The organism is Stenotrophomonas sp. AS1, assembly GCF_048957655.1.
In the GTDB taxonomy this organism is placed as follows: domain Bacteria; phylum Pseudomonadota; class Gammaproteobacteria; order Xanthomonadales; family Xanthomonadaceae; genus Stenotrophomonas; species Stenotrophomonas bentonitica_A.
In genome coordinates this window covers 163426-186677 of record NZ_JARVXM010000006.1, presented here as the reverse complement: position 1 = coordinate 186677, position 23252 = coordinate 163426, and the positions used below count along the sequence as shown (strand labels likewise).

General features: G+C 63.8%; 15 protein-coding genes and 4 tRNA genes. 18 read left to right on the top strand and 1 reads right to left on the bottom strand.

The window, feature by feature from the left end:
* Positions 1-282: 282 nt before the first annotated feature.
* Positions 283-3030 carry a TonB-dependent receptor plug domain-containing protein gene (locus PV764_RS09800; protein ID WP_421116530.1) on the bottom strand — a complete coding sequence of 916 codons (2748 nt, stop codon included), beginning with the start codon at positions 3028-3030 and terminating at the stop codon, positions 283-285.
* Positions 3031-3198: 168 nt separating this feature from the next.
* Between PV764_RS09800 and PV764_RS09795 the strand changes: the two genes are divergently transcribed.
* The 18 genes from PV764_RS09795 to fusA all read left to right on the top strand — a co-directional run bounded on the left by PV764_RS09795 (position 3199) and on the right by fusA (position 23211).
* A complete protein-coding gene (locus PV764_RS09795; protein ID WP_421116529.1) occupies positions 3199-4215 on the top strand; it encodes a cyanophycinase in 1017 nt (338 codons plus the stop codon).
* A 109-nt stretch (positions 4216-4324) separates the two neighbouring features.
* The gene (locus PV764_RS09790; RefSeq protein WP_284128336.1) at positions 4325-5335 is read left to right on the top strand and encodes an isoaspartyl peptidase/L-asparaginase family protein; all 1011 of its coding nucleotides are present in this window, start codon (positions 4325-4327) and stop codon (positions 5333-5335) included.
* Positions 5336-5473: 138 nt separating this feature from the next.
* Positions 5474-5559 (top strand) — tRNA-Tyr (locus PV764_RS09785).
* 28 nt (positions 5560-5587) lie between these two features.
* Positions 5588-5661: transfer RNA gene (locus PV764_RS09780), tRNA-Gly, on the top strand.
* 47 nt (positions 5662-5708) lie between these two features.
* Positions 5709-5784 (top strand) — tRNA-Thr (locus PV764_RS09775).
* A gap of 41 nt (positions 5785-5825) precedes the next feature.
* Positions 5826-7016, top strand: coding sequence for an elongation factor Tu (gene tuf / locus PV764_RS09770; RefSeq protein ID WP_019186113.1), 1191 nt, complete (start codon positions 5826-5828; stop codon positions 7014-7016).
* A 102-nt stretch (positions 7017-7118) separates the two neighbouring features.
* Positions 7119-7194 (top strand) — tRNA-Trp (locus PV764_RS09765).
* Positions 7195-7238: 44 nt separating this feature from the next.
* On the top strand, positions 7239-7646 hold the full coding sequence (gene secE / locus PV764_RS09760; RefSeq protein ID WP_019186114.1) for a preprotein translocase subunit SecE: 408 nt from the start codon (positions 7239-7241) through the stop codon (positions 7644-7646).
* A gap of 10 nt (positions 7647-7656) precedes the next feature.
* The gene (gene nusG / locus PV764_RS09755) at positions 7657-8217 is read left to right on the top strand and encodes a transcription termination/antitermination protein NusG (protein WP_019186115.1); all 561 of its coding nucleotides are present in this window, start codon (positions 7657-7659) and stop codon (positions 8215-8217) included.
* A gap of 243 nt (positions 8218-8460) precedes the next feature.
* The gene (gene rplK / locus PV764_RS09750) at positions 8461-8889 is read left to right on the top strand and encodes a 50S ribosomal protein L11 (protein WP_019186116.1); all 429 of its coding nucleotides are present in this window, start codon (positions 8461-8463) and stop codon (positions 8887-8889) included.
* A gap of 4 nt (positions 8890-8893) precedes the next feature.
* Positions 8894-9592, top strand: coding sequence for a 50S ribosomal protein L1 (gene rplA, locus PV764_RS09745; RefSeq protein WP_019186117.1), 699 nt, complete (start codon positions 8894-8896; stop codon positions 9590-9592).
* 387 nt (positions 9593-9979) lie between these two features.
* A complete protein-coding gene (gene rplJ / locus PV764_RS09740; RefSeq protein ID WP_019186118.1) occupies positions 9980-10513 on the top strand; it encodes a 50S ribosomal protein L10 in 534 nt (177 codons plus the stop codon).
* A gap of 62 nt (positions 10514-10575) precedes the next feature.
* Positions 10576-10944 (top strand): 50S ribosomal protein L7/L12, encoded by a 369-nt coding sequence (gene rplL / locus PV764_RS09735; protein ID WP_019186119.1) that lies wholly within the window; start codon positions 10576-10578, stop codon positions 10942-10944.
* 296 nt (positions 10945-11240) lie between these two features.
* The gene (rpoB, locus tag PV764_RS09730; RefSeq protein ID WP_019186120.1) at positions 11241-15395 is read left to right on the top strand and encodes a DNA-directed RNA polymerase subunit beta; all 4155 of its coding nucleotides are present in this window, start codon (positions 11241-11243) and stop codon (positions 15393-15395) included.
* Positions 15396-15484: 89 nt separating this feature from the next.
* Complete coding sequence (rpoC, locus tag PV764_RS09725) at positions 15485-19732, top strand: DNA-directed RNA polymerase subunit beta' (RefSeq protein ID WP_046272763.1); 4248 nt, start codon at positions 15485-15487, stop codon at positions 19730-19732.
* 346 nt (positions 19733-20078) lie between these two features.
* On the top strand, positions 20079-20453 hold the full coding sequence (rpsL, locus tag PV764_RS09720; protein WP_017356008.1) for a 30S ribosomal protein S12: 375 nt from the start codon (positions 20079-20081) through the stop codon (positions 20451-20453).
* A 12-nt stretch (positions 20454-20465) separates the two neighbouring features.
* The gene (rpsG, locus tag PV764_RS09715; RefSeq protein WP_019186122.1) at positions 20466-20933 is read left to right on the top strand and encodes a 30S ribosomal protein S7; all 468 of its coding nucleotides are present in this window, start codon (positions 20466-20468) and stop codon (positions 20931-20933) included.
* A gap of 136 nt (positions 20934-21069) precedes the next feature.
* Positions 21070-23211 (top strand): elongation factor G, encoded by a 2142-nt coding sequence (gene fusA, locus PV764_RS09710; RefSeq protein WP_019186123.1) that lies wholly within the window; start codon positions 21070-21072, stop codon positions 23209-23211.
* The last annotated feature ends 41 nt before the right edge of the window (positions 23212-23252 follow it).

Sequence of the window (23252 nt, the reverse complement as noted above, 5' to 3'; positions counted from 1 at the left end):
CCGCTGGCCGGCAACCCGTCAGACCCGCCCGCAAGCGACGTGGACAATTTCTGACCACCACTGAAAACCGTTGCAGTGCATCGCTCACCCGGGGTTGTCCACAGCAAACCCCCATCGCTTTCCACGGTGTGTGTGGAAAACCGCGATCCGCGGCTGGACAAAATATCGCCACGCCCTGAAGGCGTTGCGCTGCATGGCTCGCATGCACTTGTCCACACCAAACCCCCATGGGTTTCCACGGGGTGTGTGGAGAACACGAAGGGCGTCCCGGAGAAACCGGGCTTACAGCGCCGTACCACCAAACTTGTGCGTGTACTGCAGGTTAATAGTGCGGCCCACCGTGTCGAACCAGGAGACGTCGTAGTACGGGTACGGCGTATACGTCGCATCCTTCGGCGGCATCTTGTTGGCGATGTTGACCACCGACAGCGACAGGCGCGAATGATCATCGAAGCGGTACTGCAGCGACACGTTGTAACGGTACGTGGCGCCGATCCACGGGCTGTCGCCGCTGTCCGGATCGAAGCTCTGGTCGTAGCTGTCGTAAGTCGGCAGCCTGCCCAAGCGCGAGCCGTACAGCGTGGCCGACCACGCCGCGTTCTCCCAGGTCACGCTCGCACTGGTCTTGGTGCGCGGGATATCGAAACCGCTGTTGACCGCGAACTGGTCTTCGACCACATCGCCCTCGAACTGCTGGAAATCGTGCGTCTTCACCCAGGTGTGGTTGCCGCTGAAGATGAAGTCGCCGATCCCGGTGCCCAGGCGGTAGCGCAGGCCCACATCGATGCCGCGCGTGGTTTCGCGCGCGATGTTGATCGGGCTCACATGCACGCCGTAGAGGCGGCCATCGCTGGTGCGGGTGACCCGGCTGATCGCATCCACGCAGGTCGGCGAGGCCGCATCGGCGCCGCCCAGGCGGCAGGCCGCCTCATCGCGCAGGATCGTGCTCACGTCCATGTCCTGCACCTGGTCGCGCATGTCGATGTCGAACCAGTCCACCGACAGGTCCAGCCCCAGTGCAGGCGACCACACAACGCCGGCACTCCACGAGGTGCTGGTTTCCGGATCCAGCCTGCGGTTGCCCTCGCGGGTGCGGATCAGGTTCTCTTCGTAGTTCGAGCAGTCATCGCCGCCGTCCACCGCGCAGGTGTAATAGTCGTTGGCACTGGTTTCGTCGTTGCCCGGGCCGGCATACACGTAATGCAGGTCCGGCGCGCGGAAGGCGGTGCCGTAGGAGCCGCGCACCAGCAGGGTCTCGATCGGGCGCCATTCCAGGCCACCGCTCCAGGTCGCCTTGCCGATCGTGTTGCCCGAGTAGCGGTACTGGTCGAAGCGGCCGGCCACGCTGAGGTTGAACGTGTCGTGCAGCGGCAGGCGCAGCTCGGCCGCGGTCGCCCAGCGGTTGCGGCTACCGTGGCCGTCCGAGTCCTTCCAGCTGTAGTAGTAGTACTGCGTCGCCAGCGGGTCCGGATTCAGCGCGTAGGACTGGTTGCCGAACTCGGCCGTCGCCGCGAAGCCGGCCTTGCCGCCCGGCAGCTCGAACAGCTCGCCGTTGGTCAGGGTCAGCGCGGCGGTATCGGTGCGCGACTTCGGCGTATAGGTGGTGCGTGCGGCGATCGAGTCGTACTCGCTGCGGCTCAGCGGCCGGTACAGGCGCGCCGGGTCGGCGTTGAACACCGGGAACACGTTGTCATCGTCATCGGTGTACTCGCCCAGCTGCTCGCCCAGGAACAGGGCATTGGCCTTGGCGGCGATGATCTGCGGCCAGCGGATGCTGGACTGGTACTGCGAGTGGCTCAACGAGGCCTCGTATTCCCAGTCCGCGCCGAGCGCGCCCTTGAAGCCAGTGGTCACGCTGAAGGTCTTCTGCGTGCTGCGCACCATGCCGTTGTTGAGCCCGCCCATTTCTTCCGGGGAGAACTGGCGCTGCCAGAACTCCACCTGGTCGGTGGCCTGGTTGTAGAAGTAGCCGTCCTCGTTGCCATCGGCGGCCATGCGGCCCCACTGGGTCACATCGCGCATCAGCGCCAGGTCGTGGTAGCCCATCTGCACATCGGCGAACCATTCGGCGCCATTGTCGAAGGCATAGCGCAGCGAGGCGTAGCCGTTGGCGCCGCGGCGCTTGCTGAGGATCGTGCCGTAGCCGATCGACCGGTCGCTGCCGCAGTAGAAGCCGTAGCGCGCACGCTCGGCGTACCGGGTGCTGCCGTTGTTCTGGCCGGCCAGCGCATCGCAGGTGGCCTGGCCCGGATCGAGGTAGTCGTCGTTGTAGTCGGTGCGCAGGTAGGCGCGGCGCGCGGCGCGGGCGCTCTCGGTGGGCGCGTCGAGGGTGGAATCCTGCTGGCTGCGCTCATACGCCCACAACGGCGTCTGCGACTGCAGTTCCAGGCTGTAGACCGCGCTGAAACGGCCCGCATCGAAACCGCTGGCGATGCTCATGTCGAAGGACTCACCGCCGCCTTCGCTGGTGGTGCCCATGCGCATGTCCACAGTGGTGCCATCGACCTGCTTCTTCAGGATGAAGTTGACCACCCCGGCGATCGCGTCCGAGCCGTAGATCGCCGAGGCGCTGCCGGTCAGCACTTCGATGCGCTCGATCATCCCGATCGGGATGTTGGAGACATCGGTGAAGTTGCTGCGGCCCTGGAACGGCATCGGGAAATCGGCGATGCGGCGGCCGTTGACCAGCACCAGCGTGTGGTTGGGGCCGAGGCCGCGCAGGTCGACCTGCTGCGCACCGGGCGAGAAATCAGCGCCGCTGGAGGACTGCTGGCTCTGGGTCTCACCGCCGTTCTGGGTCATCGACCGCAGCACGTCGGGCACGCTGGTGAAGCCGCTGGCCTGGATCTGCTCGGCGGTGATGACGGTCACGGGCGCCGGCCCTTCTACCTGCGCGCGTGGAATGCGCGAGCCGGTGACCTGCACCGTATCCAGTTGCTGCACCCCGGGGGCGGGCGTCTGGGCACCCGCGGTCGCGGCCACACCCATCAACGCCAGCTGGATCGACCACGCCATCGCCTGTTTACGCATGAGAATTCTCGAGAAGAAAGTGTCGGCCTCGAGGGAGGCCTGTCCCCCATTCACATTTCGCGAATGGACGGCGCGCATTTAACGCCTTTTTTACGGGGTTGACCACTGCCAGTTTCTCTGGCAAAGAGTGGAAGCGCTTACACCCGCGTTTCATTCAGGGAGGTCAACGTGCACAAGGGTTTCCGGCCGCTCCACGCCTTCCTGTCGCTGCTGCTGGCAGCGCTCTCGATGCCCGGCCACGCGCAAGGGATGCGCAGCCTGGAGGACCCGGGCTATCGCTATTACGAGATAGGTGCGGTGGGCGCCCCCCGGGCAGCCCGCACCGAGCCGGCGATGATGCTGATGGGCGGCGGCGAGTGGGTGCCCGCTGCCTTCCAATGGTGGCTGGGGCGCGCCGGCCATGGCCGGGTGGTGATCCTGCGCGCTTCCGGCGCCGATGAGTTGCAGAACCGCCTGTACCGGGACGTCGGCGGGGCGGTCTCGGTCCAGACCCTGGTGTTCAACAGCCGGCGTGCAGCCGATGACCCCGCGGTGCTGGGCGTGATCGCCGCCGCCGATGCGATCTTCATCGCCGGCGGCGACCAGTCGCGCTATATCCGTTTCTGGAAAGGCACGGCGGTGAACGAGGCACTCAACGCACATGTACGTGCTGGCCGGCCGATCGCCGGCACCAGCGCCGGGCTCGCCATACTGGGCGGCTACAGCTATGGCGCGCTGGATGGTGGCAGCGTCACCTCCCGTCGTGCCCTGCGCGACCCCATGGGCAGCGCGGTGACCCTGGACAGTGATTTCCTGGCCATGCCGTACCTGGCCAACGTGGTCACCGATACCCATTTCGGCAAGCGCGACCGGCTCGGGCGCCTGATCGTGTTCGTGGCCCGGGCGGCACAGCGCAGCGGGCAGCAGGACATGGTCGGCCTGGGCGTGGACGAGGACACCGCGCTGTGCGTGGAGGCGGACGGCACCGGCCAGGTGTTCAGTCGGGACGGCGGTTACGCCTGGCTGGTGATGCCGCAGCGCGCCGCCGATCGCCTGCGCGGCGGCAGCCCGCTGGAGTTCCGCGCCATTCCGGTGACCGGGGTGGGCGAGGGCAGCCGCCTGCATCTGGATGGCTTCCGGGTGGACGATGCTGCCTTCCGGATGACGGCCGATATCCGGGAAGGCCGCCTGCAGGTGCACCCGTAGACCCACGCACGCCAGGGGCGTGCGGGCGCTGTCGCGTGCGGGTCACGCGCGCGGGTGATCCGTGGCGCATGCCATGATGCGGGCACCTCCGGATCCGAGTGCGTTGCCCATGTCCCGTCCACGCGCATTGCTGCTGTCCCTGTGTCTGCTGAGCCCGCTTGTCCATGCCGCCGAACCGGTGCTGGTCATCCATGGCGGCGCCGGCGTGGAGCGCAAGGATCTATCGCCGGCCGAGGAAAAGGCGGCGCGCGCGGCCCTGCAGCAGGCCCTGGTGAAGGGGCATGCCGCCCTGGCAGCCGGGAAGCCGGCGCTGGAGGCCGTGACCGCGGCGATCACCGTGCTCGAGGACGATCCCACCTTCAATGCAGGCAGGGGCGCGGTGTTCACCCACGATGGCCGCAACGAACTGGATGCCTCGCTGATGGATGGCGCCACCCTCAAGGCCGGCGCGGTGGCCGGCGTGCAGCGCGTGCGCAACCCGATCCTGCTGGCCGAGGCCGTGATGCAGCATTCCCCGCACGTGATGATGGTCGGGCAGGGCGCCGAAGCCTTCGCCACGGACCAGGGCATCACCCTGGTGGACCCGTCGTACTTCCGCACCGACAAGCGCTGGCAGCAGCTGCAGAAGGCTCTCAAGGAAGAAGCCAGCGGCCAGGCCCATGCGGATCTGGAAACGGCGCGCCACTTCGGAACGGTGGGTGCGGTCGCACTCGACAAGGACGGCAGGCTCGCTGCAGGAACCTCCACCGGTGGCATGACGAACAAGCGCTACGGACGTGTCGGCGATTCGCCGATCATCGGTGCCGGCACGTATGCCGATGCCGGTTGTGCGGTATCGGGCACGGGCTGGGGCGAGTACTACATCCGCACCGCGGCCGCGCACGATATCTGCGCGCGCATGCGCTACCTCAAGCAGGGCCCGGAGGAGGCGGGACGCGCGGTGATCAACGAGCGCATTCCCGCGCTCGGGGGCGATGGCGGTGCGATCGTACTCGCGGCCGACGGCCGCGTGGCGACACCGTTCAACACGCAGGGCATGTATCGCGGCTGGATCGGCGCCGATGGCGTGCCGCATGTGGCGATCTTCGCCAGCGAAACCCTGCCGTTACCGGGCCAATAGCCTGTCCCGGCAAGGCAATTCGAAATTCGTGTGAAAAAATTCAAAAAGGTTGTTGACAGAACCCCCGTTTATCCCCAAAATTCACGGCTCTTCCACCCCACACCGAAAACGCTTCGGCGCCACGGGACAGGGTGGTAAGGAGGGATACCCAAGCGGCCAACGGGGGCAGACTGTAAATCTGCTGGCTTACGCCTTCGGTGGTTCGAATCCACCTCCCTCCACCAGTTTCATGTTGTGGCAAGAGCTTCCGATGCGGGAGTAGTTCAATGGTAGAACCTCAGCCTTCCAAGCTGATGGTGCGGGTTCGATCCCCGTCTCCCGCTCCATTGAATGAATTTGAATATATTCAAATTCGTGCCATAATACAAAACTCGCTCACGTAGCTCAGTCGGTAGAGCACCTCCTTGGTAAGGAGGAGGTCGAAGGTTCGATTCCTTTCGTGAGCACCATCTAAGTGCTACCAATTCAGACGATTTCGAGATAAGCAGCCATGGCCAAGGGTAAGTTCGAGCGCACCAAGCCGCACGTCAATGTCGGCACCATCGGTCACGTTGACCACGGCAAGACCACGCTGACCGCCGCACTGACCAAGATCGGTGCCGAGCGCTTTGGCGGTGAGTTCAAGGACTACTCCGCGATCGACGCCGCGCCGGAAGAAAAGGCACGTGGCATCACGATCTCGACCGCGCACGTCGAATACGAATCCACCGTTCGTCACTACGCCCACGTCGATTGCCCGGGCCATGCTGACTACGTCAAGAACATGATCACCGGTGCTGCCCAGATGGACGGCGCGATCCTGGTCTGCTCCGCTGCTGACGGCCCGATGCCGCAGACCCGCGAGCACATCCTGCTGTCGCGTCAGGTCGGCGTGCCGTACATCGTCGTCTTCCTGAACAAGGCAGACATGGTCGATGACGCCGAGCTGCTGGAACTGGTTGAAATGGAAGTCCGCGAGCTGCTGAGCAAGTACGACTTCCCGGGCGACGACACCCCGATCATCTCGGGTTCGGCCCGCCTGGCGCTGGAAGGCGACCAGAGCGAGATCGGCGTGCCGGCCGTGATCAAGCTGGTCGAAGCTCTCGACAGCTGGATCCCGACCCCGGAGCGTGACGTCGACAAGCCCTTCCTGATGCCGGTGGAAGACGTGTTCTCGATCTCGGGCCGCGGCACCGTGGTGACCGGTCGTATCGAGCGCGGCGTGATCAAGGTCGGCGAAGAAATCGAAATCGTCGGTATCCGTCCGGTCCAGAAGACCACCGTGACCGGCGTGGAAATGTTCCGCAAGCTGCTGGACCAGGGTCAGGCAGGTGACAACGCCGGTCTGCTGCTGCGCGGTACCAAGCGTGACGACGTCGAGCGTGGCCAGGTCCTGGCCAAGCCGGGTTCGATCAAGCCGCACACCAAGTTCGACGCCGAAGTCTACGTCCTGTCCAAGGATGAAGGCGGCCGCCACACCCCGTTCTTCAAGGGCTACCGTCCGCAGTTCTACTTCCGTACCACCGACATCACCGGCGCTTGCGAACTGCCGGAAGGTGTGGAAATGGTGATGCCGGGCGACAACGTGAAGATGGTTGTCACCCTGATCAACCCGGTGGCAATGGACGAAGGTCTGCGCTTCGCCATCCGTGAAGGCGGTCGTACCGTCGGCGCCGGCGTGGTCTCCAAGATCCTCGAGTAACAGCGTTATACCGGCGGTTGCATTGCGCTGCCGGTCTCGCGAGTGGCGGGCCGGGAACCTCGGTCCGCCTTCGCCGTCTTAGGGAAGGCAAGTTTTTTCAGTACGCCAGTAGCTCAATTGGCAGAGCAGCGGTCTCCAAAACCGCAGGTTGGGGGTTCGAGTCCCTCCTGGCGTGCCACTTCTCCCTTCCAGCGGCTATGCCGCCACAGCAGCCAGAGCCGGATGAACAGCAAGATCGAGCATTCCAAAGACAACGCCTCCACTGGAGGTGACATCGTCAAGTACGCCGCCGCAGCGATCCTCGTGCTGGCGGGTCTTTTTGCTTGGTATTGGTTCGGTGCTCCTGAGCACGCCTCACAGAGTGCATGGGCCGGTCCGCTTCGCGGTCTGGCCGTTGTCGTTGGCCTGGTGGCCGGCCTCGGCGTGTTCCTGCTGACCGGCAAGGGTCGCGACACGCGGGAATTCCTTTCCGAATCGCGTTTCGAACTGCGCAAGGTGGTCTGGCCGACGCGCCAGGAAGCCATTCGCATGACCTGGGTGGTGATCGTTGTGGTGATCATCCTCAGCCTGCTGCTGGGCGGATTTGACTTCGTGATTCAGAAATTGACCCAGTGGTTCCTGGGTCGATAAGGAGAAACCAGTGAAGCGTTGGTACGTCGTTCACGCCTATTCGGGCTTCGAAAAGTCGGTGGCGCAGGCTCTGCGCGATCGCATCGTGCGTGACGAGATGCAGGAGCGCTTCGGTGACGTCCTGGTCCCGACCGAGGAAGTGGTTGAAATGCGCGCCGGCCAGAAGCGCCGTTCCGAGCGCAAGTTCTTCCCGGGTTACGTGCTGGTCCAGATCGAGACCCACGAAGAAAACGGCATTCCGCGCATCGACAACGAAAGCTGGCACCTTGTGAAGGATACGTCCAAGGTGATGGGCTTCATCGGCGGCACCGCCGACCGTCCGTTGCCGATCCGTGACGAGGAAGCTGCCGCCATCCTGGACCGCGTTCAGGAAGGTGTCGAAAAGCCGCGTCCGAAGGTGCTGTTCGAGCCGGGCCAGATGGTCCGCGTCACCGAAGGCCCGTTCAACGATTTCAACGGCGTGGTCGAGGAAGTCAACTACGAGAAAAGCCGTCTGCGCGTCTCGGTGCTGATCTTCGGTCGTGCCACCCCGGTCGAGCTCGAGTTCGGCCAGGTCGAAAAGGCCGTCTGAGCCTGAGGGCAGTGGGTTCCGGGCGGCCGCCCGGAACCTGAACAGCCCGGTACCCTCTGCCATGCGGCAGGGGAAGAAAAAACCTGATATAGTGCGCGGCTTCCTGCCAGGAAGCTGGCAAAAAGCAAGGGCCGCCGCAAGGTGGCCTTCTGCGTGAATTCAAAACGCGATGCCGGGACGCGTGATTCCCGGTCCGATGGGGAGCCTGTTGTCGCAAGGCGCTAGCACCCGGAGAGCATACTCATGGCAAAGAAAGTTGTCGGTTATATCAAGCTGCAGGTGAAGGCCGGTCAGGCCAACCCCTCGCCGCCGGTCGGTCCTGCGCTGGGTCAGCGTGGCCTGAACATCATGGAATTCTGCAAGGCCTTCAATGCCGCCACGCAGAAGCTGGAGCCGGGTCTGCCGGTGCCGGTCATCATCACGGCCTACTCGGACCGTACCTTCACCTTCATCACCAAGAGCACCCCGGCTGCCGTGCTGCTCAAGAAGGCTGCAGGCATCTCGTCGGGCTCCAAGCGTCCGAACACCGAGAAGGTGGGCAAGGTGACCCGCAAGCAGCTCGAAGAGATCGCCAAGACCAAGGAAGCAGACCTGACGGCTGCCGATCTGGATGCCGCGGTGCGCACCATCGCCGGTTCTGCCCGTTCCATGGGCCTCGTGGTAGAGGGTTAAGAAGATGGCACAGACCAAGCGTGAGAAGGCCATCAAGGCCGCCGTCGTCCCGGGCAAGGCATATGCCTTCGAGGACGCCATCAAGATCCTGAAGACCGCTACCAAGGCCAAGTTCGTCGAGTCCTTCGACGTTGCTGTGCGCCTGGGCGTGGACGCCAAGAAGTCTGACCAGCAGGTGCGCGGTTCCACCGTGCTGCCGGCCGGTACCGGCAAGAGCGTGCGCGTTGCCGTCTTCGCCCCGGCCGGTGCCAAGGCTGACGAAGCCCTGGCCGCTGGCGCCGAAGCCGTTGGCATGGACGATCTGGCCGAGAAGATGCAGGCCGGCGATCTGAACTACGACGTCGTTATCGCGACCCCGGATGCCATGCGCGTCGTGGGTAAGCTGGGCACCGTGCTCGGCCCGCGCGGCCTGATGCCGAACCCGAAGGTCGGCACCGTCTCGGCCAACCCGGGCGAAGCCGTCAAGAATGCCAAGTCGGGTCAGGTGCGTTACCGCACTGACAAGGCCGGCATCATCCATTGCACCATCGGCAAGGCCGACTTCGCCGAAGACGCGCTGAAGTCGAACCTGCAGGCGCTGCTGATGGACCTGATCAAGGCCAAGCCGGCCACCTCGAAGGGCACCTACCTGCAGAAGGTTTCGGTCAGCTCGACGATGGGCCCGGGCGTCACTGTCGACCAGTCGTCGCTGTCGCTGAAGTAATCGTTTCAAGCGGGTACCGGGCTCCGGTCCGGTATCCGCGATATTTGAAGGCAATCCGAGTGGGGTCCGCCCCGCGAAGATAGCCGTCAAAGACCGCAGGCGCGGTCAGTACATACCGGCGACGGGCAGGGATGCTCGCATTGGCAGGGAGTCGCCGCCGGCGCAGTACCGAACGCTTAATCGATTCCCCCGGGAATCACCCTGCGTAGATGGTGCCCTTCTGGAGTTTTTCTGGTTTACGCACGTCTGGGTTCTCCCAGGTTGGCCATCCAGGTCTAGAACGGCCCACCCTTGGAACATCACCTGATGTTCCCGGCGTCCAGGACGGATGCCGCCCAGGACCGCACACGGCAGGAGCCGTAAGCGGAGTTCAATTGGAGGAGTGCAATGGCTCTCAATCTGTCCCAGAAGCAAGAAGTAGTCGCCGAGCTGGCAGACGTCGCCGCCAAGGCTCACTCCTTGATCGCAGCCGAATACGCTGGCACCACGGTCTCCCAGATGACCGCGATGCGCAAGCAGGCACGCGAAACCGGCGTTTTCTTGAAAGTTGTCAAGAACACGCTGGCGGCACGTGCAGTGGAAGGTACCGAATACGAATGCGCCAAAGACGCACTCGTCGGTCCGCTGCTGTACGCGTTCTCGCTCGAGGAGCCCGGCGCAGCCGGTCGCCTGATCAAGGATTTTGCCAAGACCAACGACAAGCTGCAGGCAAAAGTCGTGGCCATCGGCGGGGAACTGTTCCCGGCCGGTCATGTCGACGTGCTGGCCTCGCTGCCGACCCGTGATCAGGCCCTGGCCATGCTGGCCCGCGTCCTGTCCGAGCCGGCTGCCATGTTCGCCCGCGCCGTCAAGGCCGTGGCCGACAAGCAGGATGGCGGTGAAACCGCTGACGCTGCCGAGCCGGTCGCCGAAACCGCCTGAGTCGACGTTTCCGTGGTTCCGAACGGAACCTCAACCCAGAAAATTATCCAAAGGTAATCAAAATGTCCCTTACCAACGAACAGATCGTCGACGCCATCGCCGAGAAGTCCCTGATGGAAGTGATGGAGCTGGTCAAGGCCATCGAAGAGAAGTTCGGCGTCTCCGCCGCTGCTCCGGTCGCCGCAGCTGCTGCTGCTGGCCCGGCTGCCGCTGTTGAAGAGCAGACCGAGTTCGACGTCATCCTGAAGTCGGCCGGCGACAAGAAGGTCGAAGTCATCAAGGCTGTCCGCGCCATCACCGGCCTGGGCCTGAAGGAAGCGAAGGATCTGGCAGAAGCCGGCGGCATGATCAAGGAAGCCGCTTCGAAGGACGACGCTGCCAAGTTCAAGAAGGACCTGGAAGCTGCTGGCGCGACTGTCGAAGTCAAGTAAGCAGTTCCTTGCCTCGCCATCGAAACACGGCGATGCAGCCAAGGCTGGGGGCGTAAGCCCCCGGCCTTTGGTCGTTTCACGCAACACCCGAAGTACGAGCCCAACACGGGCTGCGGTCATCCCCCGTCACAGCGGCGCACAAGCGCGCGGGCAGGGGAGTGGATGCAGACGAGTTGGCAGTTGGAAGTAGCGGGAGAAGGCGTGCTGGTGCCGGCAATACCAGCGACTTCCAACTGACAATTTCAGTTTCCCCTCGGGTCGTGGACGCACGATCCGCACAGCCAAGGTGATACCTCATGACGTCTTATTCGTTCACCGAAAAGAAGCGTATCCGCAAGGATTTCGGCAAGCAGCGCTCGATCCTCGAAGTGCCGTTCCTGCTTGCCATCCAGGTCGATTCCTACCGTGAATTCCTGCAGGAAAACGTCGATCCGGCCAAGCGCACGGACCACGGCCTGCATGCGGCCCTGAAGTCGGTGTTCCCGATTTCCAGCTACAGCGGCAATGCCGCCCTGGAATACGTCGGCTACAAGCTCGGCGACCCGGTGTTCGACGAGCGCGAGTGCCGCCAGCGTGGCATGAGCTACGGCGCGCCGCTGCGCGTGACCGTGCGCCTGGTGATCTACGACCGCGAGTCGTCGACCAAGGCCATCAAGTACGTGAAGGAGCAGGAAGTCTATCTCGGCGAAATCCCGCTGATGACCGACAATGGCACCTTCATCGTGAACGGTACCGAGCGCGTGATCGTCTCGCAGCTGCACCGTTCGCCGGGCGTGTTCTTCGACCACGACCGTGGCAAGACCCACAGCTCGGGCAAGCTGCTGTACAGCGCCCGCATCATCCCGTACCGCGGCTCCTGGCTGGACTTCGAGTTCGACCCGAAGGACGCCCTGTTCACCCGTATCGATCGTCGCCGCAAGCTGCCGGTGTCGATCCTGCTGCGTGCGCTGGGTTACAGCAACGAAGAGATGCTGGCCGAGTTCTTCGAGATCAACACGTTCCACATCAACCCCGATGAAGGCGTGCAGCTGGAGCTGGTCTCCGAGCGCCTGCGTGGCGAGACCCTGAACTTCGACCTGGCCGACGGTGACAAGGTCATCGTGGAAGCGGGCAAGCGCATCACCGCGCGCCACGTCAAGCAGCTGGAAGCCTCGGGCATCGCTGCCCTGGCCGTGCCGGACGAGTACATGGTCGGCCGCATCCTGTCGCACGACGTGGTCGATGCGAACACCGGCGAACTGCTGGCCCAGGCCAACGACGAAATCACCGACGAGCAGCTGCAGGCCTTCCGCAAGGCCGGCGTGGATGCCGTGGGCACCCTGTGGGTGAACGATCTGGATCGTGGCCCGTACCTGTCCAACACCCTGCGCATCGATCCGACCAAGACCCAGCTCGAAGCCCTGGTCGAGATCTACCGCATGATGCGTCCGGGCGAGCCGCCGACCAAGGACGCCGCGCAGAACCTGTTCCACAACCTGTTCTTCACCTTCGAGCGCTACGACCTGTCCACGGTCGGCCGCATGAAGTTCAACCGTCGTGTCGGCCGCAAGGAAGTCACCGGCGAAGCCGTGCTGTACGACCGCAAGTACTTCGGTGAGCGCAACGACGAAGAGTCCAAGCGCCTGGTCGCCGAGCACGCCGACACCTCCGACATCCTGGACGTGATAAAGGTCCTGACCGAGATCCGCAACGGTCGCGGCGTGGTCGATGACATCGATCACCTGGGCAACCGTCGCGTGCGTTCGGTCGGTGAAATGGCCGAGAACGTGTTCCGCGTGGGCCTGGTCCGCGTCGAGCGCGCGGTCAAGGAACGCCTGTCGATGGCCGAATCCGAAGGCCTGACCCCGCAGGAACTGATCAATGCCAAGCCGGTCGCTGCGGCCATCAAGGAGTTCTTCGGCTCCTCGCAGCTGTCCCAGTTCATGGATCAGAACAACCCGCTGTCGGAAGTGACGCACAAGCGTCGCGTCTCGGCCTTGGGCCCGGGCGGCCTGACCCGCGAACGCGCCGGCTTCGAAGTGCGCGACGTGCACCCGACCCATTACGGCCGCGTCTGCACCATCGAAACGCCGGAAGGCCCGAACATCGGCCTGATCAACTCGCTGGCCGTGTACGCCCGCACCAACCAGTACGGCTTCCTCGAGACCCCGTACCGCAAGGTTGCCGACGGCAAGGTCTCCGACGAGATCGAATTCCTGTCGGCCATCGAAGAAAACGAGTACGTCATCGCCCAGGCCAACGCCCTGACCGATGCCAAGAGCATGCTCACCGAGCAGTTCGTGCCGTGCCGCTTCCAGGGTGAGTCGCTGCTCAAGCCGCCGGCGGAAGTCCACTTCATGGACGTCTCGCCGATGCAGACCGTGTCGATCGCTGCCGCGCTCGTCCCGTTCCTGGAGCACGATGACGCCAACCGCGCACTGATGGGCGCCAACATGCAGCGTCAGGCCGTGCCGACCCTGCGTGCCCAGAAGCCGCTGGTGGGTACCGGTATCGAACGCGCCGTGGCCCGTGACTCGGGTGTGACCGTGAACGCCCGTCGTGGCGGCGAGATCGTGCAGATCGACGCCGGCCGCATCGTGGTCAAGGTCAACGAAGTGGAGATCACCGACGCGACCGACGCCGGCGTGGATATCTACAACCTGATCAAGTACACCCGCTCCAACCAGAACACCTGCATCAACCAGCGTCCGCTGGTGGAAGTGGGCAACGTGGTGGCGCGTGGCGACGTGCTGGCTGACGGTCCGTCCACCGACATCGGCGAACTGGCCCTGGGCCAGAACATGCTGATCGCCTTCATGCCGTGGAACGGCTACAACTTCGAAGACTCCATCCTGCTTTCCGAGCGCGTGGTGGAAGAGGATCGCTACACCACGATCCACATCGAAGAGCTGACCTGCGTTGCGCGTGACACCAAGCTGGGGCCGGAGGAAATCTCCGCCGACATCCCGAACGTCTCCGAGCAGGCCCTGAACCGCCTGGACGAGAGCGGCGTGGTGTACATCGGTGCCGAAGTCCGCGCCGGCGACATCATGGTCGGCAAGGTCACCCCGAAGGGCGAAAGCCAGCTGACCCCGGAAGAGAAGCTGCTGCGCGCGATCTTCGGCGAGAAGGCCTCGGACGTGAAGGACAGCTCGCTGCGCGTGCCGCCGGGCATGGACGGCACCGTCATCGACGTGCAGGTCTTCACCCGCGATGGCATCGAGAAGGACAAGCGCGCCCGTCAGATCGAAGAGTCTGAAATCAAGCGCGTCAAGAAGGACTTCGACGACCAGTTCCGCATCCTGGAAGGCGCCATCTACGCCCGTCTGCGTTCGCAGATCGTGGGCAAGGTGGTCAACGGCGGTGCCAACCTGAAGAAGGGCGACACCGTTACCGACGCCTACCTGGACGGCCTGAAGAAGGCTGACTGGTTCGTGCTGCGCATGAAGGACGAGGACGCCTCCGAAGCCATCGAACGCGCCCAGAAGCAGATCCAGGCGCACGAGAAGGAATTCGAGCGTCGCTTCGCCGACAAGCGCGGCAAGATCACCGCGGGCGATGATCTGGCCCCGGGCGTGCTGAAGATGGTCAAGGTGTTCCTGGCCGTGAAGCGTCGCATCCAGCCGGGTGACAAGATGGCAGGCCGCCACGGCAACAAGGGTGTGGTCTCCAACGTGGTGCCGGTCGAAGACATGCCGTACATGGCCTCGGGCGAAACCGTGGACATCGTGCTGAACCCGCTGGGCGTGCCGTCGCGTATGAACATCGGCCAGATTCTGGAAGTGCATCTGGGCTGGGCCGCCAAGGGCCTGGGTCGCAAGATCCAGGGCATGCTGGAAGCCCAGGCCGCGATCAACGACCTGCGCAAGTTCCTGGACGACGTCTACAACCACGACAAGACCCAGCACGCCAACCACGTCGACCTGACCCAGTTCAGCGACGAGGAGCTGCTGCGCCTGGCCACCAACCTGACCGACGGCGTGCCGATGGCAACGCCGGTGTTCGACGGTGCGACGGAAGCCGAGATCAAGCACATGCTTGCCCTGGCCGACCTGCCGCTGAGCGGCCAGACCCAGCTGTATGACGGCCGCACCGGTGAGGCATTCGATCGCCACACCACCGTGGGCTACATGCACTACCTGAAGCTGAACCACCTGGTCGACGACAAGATGCACGCCCGTTCGACCGGCCCGTACTCGCTCGTCACCCAGCAGCCGCTGGGCGGCAAGGCGCAGTTCGGTGGCCAGCGCTTCGGTGAAATGGAAGTCTGGGCGCTGGAAGCCTACGGCGCGGCCTACACCCTGCAGGAAATGCTGACGGTGAAGTCCGATGACGTGCAGGGCCGCAACCAGATGTACAAGAACATCGTCGACGGTGAGCACGAGATGGTCGCGGGCATGCCGGAATCCTTCAACGTGCTCGTGAAGGAAATCCGCTCGCTGGCCATCAACATGGAACTGGACGGCAACTGATCGCGCAGGCGCGGCTGCCCCGGCAGCCGCGCCGCCACATCTGAACCGACAGCCCCATCGACAAGATTTCCTCCTTTCGGAGAAACACCATGAAAGACTTGCTCAACCTCTTCAACCAGCAGCGTCAGACGCTGGACTTCGACGCGATCAAGATCGCGCTGGCCTCGCCGGACCTGATCCGTTCGTGGTCCTTCGGCGAAGTGAAGAAGCCGGAAACCATCAACTACCGTACGTTCAAGCCGGAACGTGACGGCCTGTTCTGCGCCGCCATCTTCGGACCGGTCAAGGACTACGAGTGCCTGTGCGGCAAGTACAAGCGCATGAAGCACCGCGGCGTGGTCTGCGAAAAGTGCGGCACCGAAGTCACCCTGGCCAAGGTGCGCCGCGAGCGCATGGGTCACATCGACCTGGCCTCGCCGGTCGCGCACATCTGGTTCCTCAAGTCGCTGCCGTCGCGCATCGGCCTGATGCTGGACATGACCCTGCGTGACATCGAGCGCGTGCTGTACTTCGAAGCCTACGTGGTGACCGAGCCGGGCCTGACCGCCCTGGAGCGCCGCCAGCTGCTGACCGAAGAACAGTACCTGCAGGCCCGCCAGGAACACGGCGACGACTTCGATGCCGCCATGGGCGCCGAGGCCGTGTACGAACTGCTGCGCACCATCGACCTGCAGTCGGAAATGACCCGCCTGCGCGAAGAAATCGCCAGCACCGGTTCGGAAACCAAGCTCAAGCGACTGACCAAGCGCATCAAGCTGGTCGAGGCCTTCCTCGAGTCGGGCAACCGTCCGGAGTGGATGGTCATGACCGTGCTGCCGGTGCTGCCGCCGGACCTGCGTCCGCTGGTGCCGCTGGACGGTGGCCGCTTCGCGACCTCCGATCTGAACGATCTGTACCGCCGCGTCATCAACCGCAACAACCGCCTGCGCCGCCTGCTCGAGCTGAACGCGCCGGACATCATCGTGCGCAATGAAAAGCGCATGCTGCAGGAATCGGTCGATGCGCTGCTGGACAACGGCCGTCGCGGCCGTGCCATCACCGGCACCAACAAGCGCCCGCTCAAGTCGCTGGCCGACATGATCAAGGGCAAGCAGGGCCGCTTCCGCCAGAACCTGCTGGGCAAGCGCGTGGACTACTCGGGCCGTTCGGTCATCGTGGTCGGTCCGTACCTGCGCCTGCACCAGTGCGGCCTGCCGAAGAAGATGGCGCTTGAGCTGTTCAAGCCGTTCGTCTTCGCCAAGCTGCAGCGTCGTGGCCTGGCCACCACCATCAAGGCCGCCAAGAAGCTGGTCGAGCGCGAAGAAGCCGAAGTCTGGGACATCCTGGAAGAGGTCATCCGCGAGCATCCGGTGATGCTGAACCGTGCGCCGACCCTGCACCGTCTGGGCATCCAGGCCTTCGAGCCGGTCCTGATCGAAGGCAAGGCCATCCAGCTGCACCCGCTGGTCTGCACCGCGTTCAACGCCGACTTCGACGGTGACCAGATGGCCGTCCACGTGCCGCTCTCGCTGGAAGCCCAGCTGGAAGCGCGTGCGCTGATGATGTCCACCAACAACATCCTGTCGCCGGCCAACGGCGAGCCGATCATCGTGCCGTCGCAGGACGTCGTGCTGGGTCTGTACTACATGACCCGCTCGCTGGTGAACAAGAAGGGCGAGGGCATGGCCTTCGCCAACATCGCCGAAGTCAAGCGCGCCTACGACAACCGCGTGGTGGAACTGCACGCACGCGTCAAGGTCCGCATCACCGAAGTGGTGACCGACGAGGAAGGCAACAAGCAGAACAAGACCTCGATCGTGGACACCACGATCGGTCGCGCCCTGCTGGCTGAAATCCTGCCGGAAGGCCTGCCGTTCGCGCTGGCCAACACCGAGCTGACCAAGAAGAACATCAGCCGCCTGATCAACTCCAGCTACCGTCAGCTGGGCTTGAAGGACACGGTCGTGTTCGCCGATAAGCTGATGTACACCGGCTTCGCCTACGCAACCCGCGCGGGCGTGTCGATCGGCATCGACGACATGCTGATCCCGGACGAGAAGCGCGGCATCCTCACCGAGGCCGAAGCCGAAGTGCTGGAAATCCAGGAGCAGTACCAGTCGGGCCTGGTCACCGCCGGCGAGCGCTACAACAAGGTGGTCGACATCTGGTCGCGCACCAATGAACGCATCGCCAAGGCGATGATGGACACCATCGGTACCGAGAAGGTGGTCAATGCCGAAGGCGAGACCATCGACCAGAAGTCGATGAACTCGCTGTACATCATGGCCGACTCCGGTGCGCGTGGTTCGCAGGCGCAGATCCGTCAGCTGGCCGGTATGCGCGGCCTGATGGCGCGTCCGGATGGCTCGATCATCGAAACGCCCATCAAGGCGAACTTCCGTGAAGGCCTGAACGTGCAGGAGTACTTCAACTCCACCCACGGTGCCCGTAAGGGTCTGGCCGATACCGCGCTGAAGACGGCGAACTCGGGTTACCTGACCCGCCGTCTGGTCGACGTGGCGCAGGACGTGGTCATCACCGAAGTGGATTGCGGTACCACCGAAGGCCTGACCATGACCCCGATCGTGGAAGGCGGCGACGTCGTGGAGCCGTTGAAGGACCGCGTGCTGGGTCGTGTCGTGGCCGAGGACGTGTTCCTGCCGGGCAACGACGAAGATCCGATCGTGACCCGCAACACCCTGCTCGACGAGCAGTGGGTGGCCAAGCTGGAAGACGCCTCGGTGCAGTCGGTCAAGGTCCGTTCGACCATCAGCTGCGCCTCGCCGTTCGGCGTCTGCGCACACTGCTACGGTCGCGATCTGGCCCGTGGCCACATCGTCAACATCGGCGAAGCGGTCGGCGTCATCGCCGCGCAGTCGATCGGTGAGCCGGGTACCCAGCTGACCATGCGTACGTTCCACATCGGTGGTGCGGCGTCGCGAGCTGCTGCGGTCGACAACATCACCGTCAAGACGACCGGTTCGGTGAAGTTCAACAACCTGAAGTCGGTCGAGCACGCCAGCGGTTCGCTGGTGGCGGTCTCGCGTTCGGGTGAAATGTCGGTGCTCGATGCCCACGGTCGTGAGCGTGAGCGTTACAAGCTGCCGTACGGTGCGACCATCACGTCCAAGGACGGCGATGCGGTCAAGGCTGGCCAGACCGTGGCCAACTGGGACCCGCATAACCACCCGATCGTGTCGGAAGTGGCCGGTTTCATCCGCTTCATCGACTTCATCGACGGCGTCACCGTCATCGAGAAGACCGACGAACTGACCGGCCTGGCATCGCGTGAAATCACCGATCCGAAGCGTCGTGGTTCGCAGGCCAAGGATCTGCGCCCGATCGTCCGCATCGTGGACAAGAACGGCAACGATCTGACCATCCCGAACACGGATCTGCCGGCCCAGTACCTGCTGCCGCCGCGCTCGATCGTCAACCTGCAGGACGGCGCCGCCGTCGGCGTGGGTGACGTGGTCGCCAAGATCCCGCAGGAAGCGTCCAAGACCCGTGACATCACCGGTGGTCTGCCGCGCGTGGCCGATCTGTTCGAAGCGCGCAAGCCGAAGGATCCGGCGATCCTGGCCGAGCGTTCGGGCATCATCAGCTTCGGCAAGGACACCAAGGGCAAGCAGCGCCTGATCATCAAGGACACCGATGGTTCGGAACACGAAGAGCTGATCCCGAAGTACCGTCAGGTGATCGTCTTCGAAGGCGAGCACGTGACCAAGGGCGAAACCATCGTGGACGGCGAGCCGAGCCCGCAGGACATCCTGCGTCTGCTGGGTGTCGAACCGCTGGCGGCCTACCTGGTCAAGGAAATCCAGGACGTGTACCGCCTGCAGGGCGTGAAGATCAACGACAAGCACATCGAGGTGATCACCCGCCAGATGCTGCGCAAGGTCGAGATCACCGACCAGGGCACCAGCAAGTTCCTGAATGGCGAGCAGGCCGAGCGCCAGCGCGTCATCGAGGAAAATGCCCGCCTGGCGACCCGCAACGAGCTGCCGGCCCGTTTCGATCCGGTCCTGCTGGGTATCACCAAGGCATCGCTGGCGACCGAATCGTTCATCTCGGCGGCGTCGTTCCAGGAAACCACCCGCGTGCTGACCGAAGCGGCCGTTCGCGGCACCTCGGACAACCTGCGCGGCCTGAAGGAAAACGTCATCGTCGGCCGTCTGATCCCGGCCGGTACGGGCCTGGCTTACCACGCCAACCGTCGTCGCAACGCCTCCGGGCTGACCGACTCGGAAATGCAGACCCTGTCCGGCAGCGCGCCGGCCGTGGCTGAGGTGGCCCCGGTGGCCGCCGTGGCGGTGGAATCGACCGACGCCGACCAGGCGCCGGGCAGCGACGAGTAATACGCAGGCCCGGCTCCGGCCGGGCCCGCGGCAGGGCAGGGCGCCGACTCCGGTCGGTGGCCCTCCCGGCAAATCAGCAGGCACCGGCCACTGGCCGTCCGCCTGCCGATGAGGTAGGATGCCCGCCGGTCTTTCAACGGACCGGCTTGACAACCTGAACGGGGGGCATGGAAAAGGCTCCCCTGTAACGGCCCGGGATCAGGGCTGGCTTGGCGCGTGCGCATTTGACTGCGTTTTCGCCGGGTTGCTACAATCGTCTGTCTCAGCAGGCCGGTCTTTCGCCTGCTCGCACATTTCCGCATTCATGGCCAGTCTTTTCATTGGCCTCTCTCAGAAGAACATACTGATGGCGACGATCAATCAGCTTGTCCGCAAGCCGCGGCAGGCAACCACTTATAAGAGTGCCTCCCCGGCCCTCGATAAGTGCCCCCAGCGCCGTGGCGTCTGCACGCGCGTGTACACCACCACTCCGAAGAAGCCGAACTCGGCGCTTCGCAAGGTTGCCAAGGTTCGCCTGACCAACCAGGAAGAAGTGATTAGCTACATCGGCGGCGAAGGCCACAACCTGCAGGAGCACTCCGTGGTCCTGATCCGTGGCGGTCGCGTCAAGGATCTGCCGGGTGTGCGTTACCACACCGTGCGTGGCTCGCTGGACGCCTCCGGCGTTGCCAAGCGTCGCCAGGGCCGTTCCAAGTACGGCGCCAAGCGTCCGAAGAGCTAAGGGAAAGTACACATGTCTCGTAAAGGTAATACGCCGCAGCGCTCTGTCCTGCCGGATCCGAAGCACGGAAGTGAAACCATCGCTCGTTTCATCAACATGGTGATGCTGAGCGGCAAGAAGTCGGTCGCTGAAAAGATCGTCTACGGTGCCATGGACGTGATCGGCGAAAAGAACCCGAATTCCGTCGAGCTGGTTCAGAAGGCTCTGGAAAACGTGGCTCCGTCGGTCGAAGTCAAGTCCCGCCGCGTCGGTGGTGCCACCTACCAGGTGCCGGTCGAAGTGCGTTCCTCGCGCAAGATGGCGCTGGCGATGCGTTGGCTGATCGACTCGGCGCGCAAGCGTGGTGAGAACACCATGCCGAAGAAGCTGGCTGCCGAACTGCTGGACGCCTCGGAAAATCGTGGTGGCGCCATCAAGAAGCGCGAAGAAACCCACCGCATGGCCGAAGCCAACAAGGCCTTCGCGCACTACCGCTGGTGAGTTTGACGGCCTTGCAAAACAGGCACGGCAGCACCATCTAGGTGCTGCCCCGCGGCACCTGGGGTGCCGCGCCAATCCGAAGGCCGCCGAAAGGCGGCGTTCGGCCATCCGAATTCCAAGAAATTGAGAGGCTCCCGTGGCCCGCACCACTCCCATCGAGCGTTACCGCAATTTCGGCATCATGGCCCACATCGATGCCGGCAAGACCACCACGTCCGAGCGCATCCTGTTCTACACCGGCAAGAGCCACAAGATCGGTGAAGTGCACGACGGCGCTGCCACCATGGACTGGATGGAGCAGGAGCAGGAGCGTGGCATCACGATCCAGTCCGCTGCCACCACCGCGTTCTGGAAGGGCATGGACAAGTCCCTGCCGGAGCACCGCTTCAACATCATCGACACCCCCGGGCACGTCGACTTCACCATCGAAGTGGAGCGCTCGCTGCGCGTGCTCGACGGTGCCGTCTTCGTGCTGTGCGCCGTCGGTGGCGTGCAGCCGCAGTCGGAAACCGTGTGGCGCCAGGCCAACCGTTACAAGGTGCCGCGCATCGCGTTCGTCAACAAGATGGACCGCACCGGCGCGAACTTCACCAAGGTCGTTGGCCAGCTGAAGGCCAAGCTGGGTGCTGTCGCCGTCCCGATGCAGCTGCCGATCGGCGCGGAAGACAACTTCAAGGGCGTGGTCGACCTCATCAAGATGAAGGCCATCCATTGGGATGAAGCCTCGCAGGGCATGAAGTTCGAGTACCTGGAGATCCCGGCGGACATGCAGGCGGAGGCCGAAGAGGCCCGCACCTACATGATCGAAGCTGCGGCTGAAGCCAGCGAAGAGCTGATGGAAAAGTACCTGGGCGGCGAAGAGCTGACCGAGGCCGAAATCGTCGAAGCCCTGCGCGTGCGCACCCTGGCCACCGACATCGTGCCGATGTACTGCGGCTCGGCGTTCAAGAACAAGGGCGTGCAGGCCATGCTGGACGGCGTGGTGCAGCTGCTGCCGTCGCCGATCGACGTGCCGGACGTGACCGGTACCGACGTCGACGATGAAACCGTTGCGCTGAGCCGCAAGTCCGATGACAAGGCGCCGTTCTCGGCCCTGGCCTTCAAGATCATCACCGACCCGTTCGTCGGCGCGCTGACCTTCTTCCGTGTCTACTCGGGCACGCTGAACGCCGGCGACCAGCTGCTGAACTCGGTGAAGGGCAAGAAGGAGCGCATCGGCCGCATCCTGCAGATGCACTCCAACGATCGCGAAGAAATCAAGGAAGTGCTGGCCGGTGACATCGCCGCGGCGGTGGGTCTGAAGGACACCACCACCGGCGACACCCTGTGCTCGCAGGACCACCCGATCATCCTGGAGCGCATGGTGTTCCCGGAGCCGGTGATCTCGATGGCCGTCGAACCGAAGACCAAGTCCGACCAGGAAAAGATGGGTTTGGCCCTGGGCCGTCTGGCGCAGGAAGATCCGTCGTTCCGCGTCAAGACCGACGAAGAATCCGGCCAGACCATCATCTCGGGCATGGGCGAGCTGCACCTGGACATCATCGTGGACCGCATGAAGCGCGAGTTCAACGTTGAAGCCAACGTCGGCAAGCCGCAGGTGGCCTACCGCGAAACCATCCAGGCCGCGGACGTCAAGTCGGACTACAAGCACGCCAAGCAGTCCGGTGGTAAGGGTCAGTACGGTCACGTCGTGATCGAGCTGTCGCCGATCACCGCCGAAGATCGTGCCGACCCGAAGATCGGGCCGCTGATCAAGGACGACTTCCTGTTCATCAACGACATCACCGGTGGCGTGATTCCGAAGGAATTCATTCCGTCGATCGAAAAGGGTCTGCGCGAAACCATCACCAGCGGTCCGCTGGCGGGCTTCCCGGTCGTGGACGTCAAGGTCAAGCTGGTGTTCGGCTCGTACCACGACGTCGACTCCTCGGAAATGGCGTTCAAGCTGGCCGCCTCGATGGCCTTCAAGCAGGGCTTCTCCAAGGCCAAGCCGGTCCTGCTGGAGCCGATCATGAAGGTCGAGATCGTGACCCCGAGCGATTACCAGGGTGACGTGATGGGCGACGTGAGCCGTCGTCGCGGCATGCTGCAGGGTTCGAGCGTGACCGGTGACGGTTCGGCTGAAATCATCAATGCGATGATTCCGCTGGGTGAAATGTTCGGCTACGCGACCTCGCTGCGTTCGCAGACCCAGGGTCGTGCAACGTTCACGATGGAATTCGACCATTACGAGCCGGCTCCGTCGAACATCGCCGAAGCCGTGGTCAAGAAGTCCTGAGCATAAGCTCAGGACTCCACCTCATTCTTTTCTGATATCCA

Bases quoted from the DNA above. Each gene is read 5' to 3' on its own strand.
- PV764_RS09800 (WP_421116530.1), bottom strand. From the start codon at position 3,030: ATGCGTAAACAGGCGATGGCGTGGTCGATCCAGCTGGCGTTGATGGGT.
- PV764_RS09790 (WP_284128336.1), top strand. From the start codon at position 4,325: ATGTCCCGTCCACGCGCATTGCTGCTGTCCCTGTGTCTGCTGAGCCCG.
- tuf (WP_019186113.1), top strand. From the start codon at position 5,826: ATGGCCAAGGGTAAGTTCGAGCGCACCAAGCCGCACGTCAATGTCGGC.
- secE (WP_019186114.1), top strand. From the start codon at position 7,239: ATGAACAGCAAGATCGAGCATTCCAAAGACAACGCCTCCACTGGAGGT.
- rplK (WP_019186116.1), top strand. From the start codon at position 8,461: ATGGCAAAGAAAGTTGTCGGTTATATCAAGCTGCAGGTGAAGGCCGGT.
- rplA (WP_019186117.1), top strand. From the start codon at position 8,894: ATGGCACAGACCAAGCGTGAGAAGGCCATCAAGGCCGCCGTCGTCCCG.
- rplJ (WP_019186118.1), top strand. From the start codon at position 9,980: ATGGCTCTCAATCTGTCCCAGAAGCAAGAAGTAGTCGCCGAGCTGGCA.
- rplL (WP_019186119.1), top strand. From the start codon at position 10,576: ATGTCCCTTACCAACGAACAGATCGTCGACGCCATCGCCGAGAAGTCC.
- rpoB (WP_019186120.1), top strand. From the start codon at position 11,241: ATGACGTCTTATTCGTTCACCGAAAAGAAGCGTATCCGCAAGGATTTC.
- rpoC (WP_046272763.1), top strand. From the start codon at position 15,485: ATGAAAGACTTGCTCAACCTCTTCAACCAGCAGCGTCAGACGCTGGAC.
- rpsL (WP_017356008.1), top strand. From the start codon at position 20,079: ATGGCGACGATCAATCAGCTTGTCCGCAAGCCGCGGCAGGCAACCACT.
- rpsG (WP_019186122.1), top strand. From the start codon at position 20,466: ATGTCTCGTAAAGGTAATACGCCGCAGCGCTCTGTCCTGCCGGATCCG.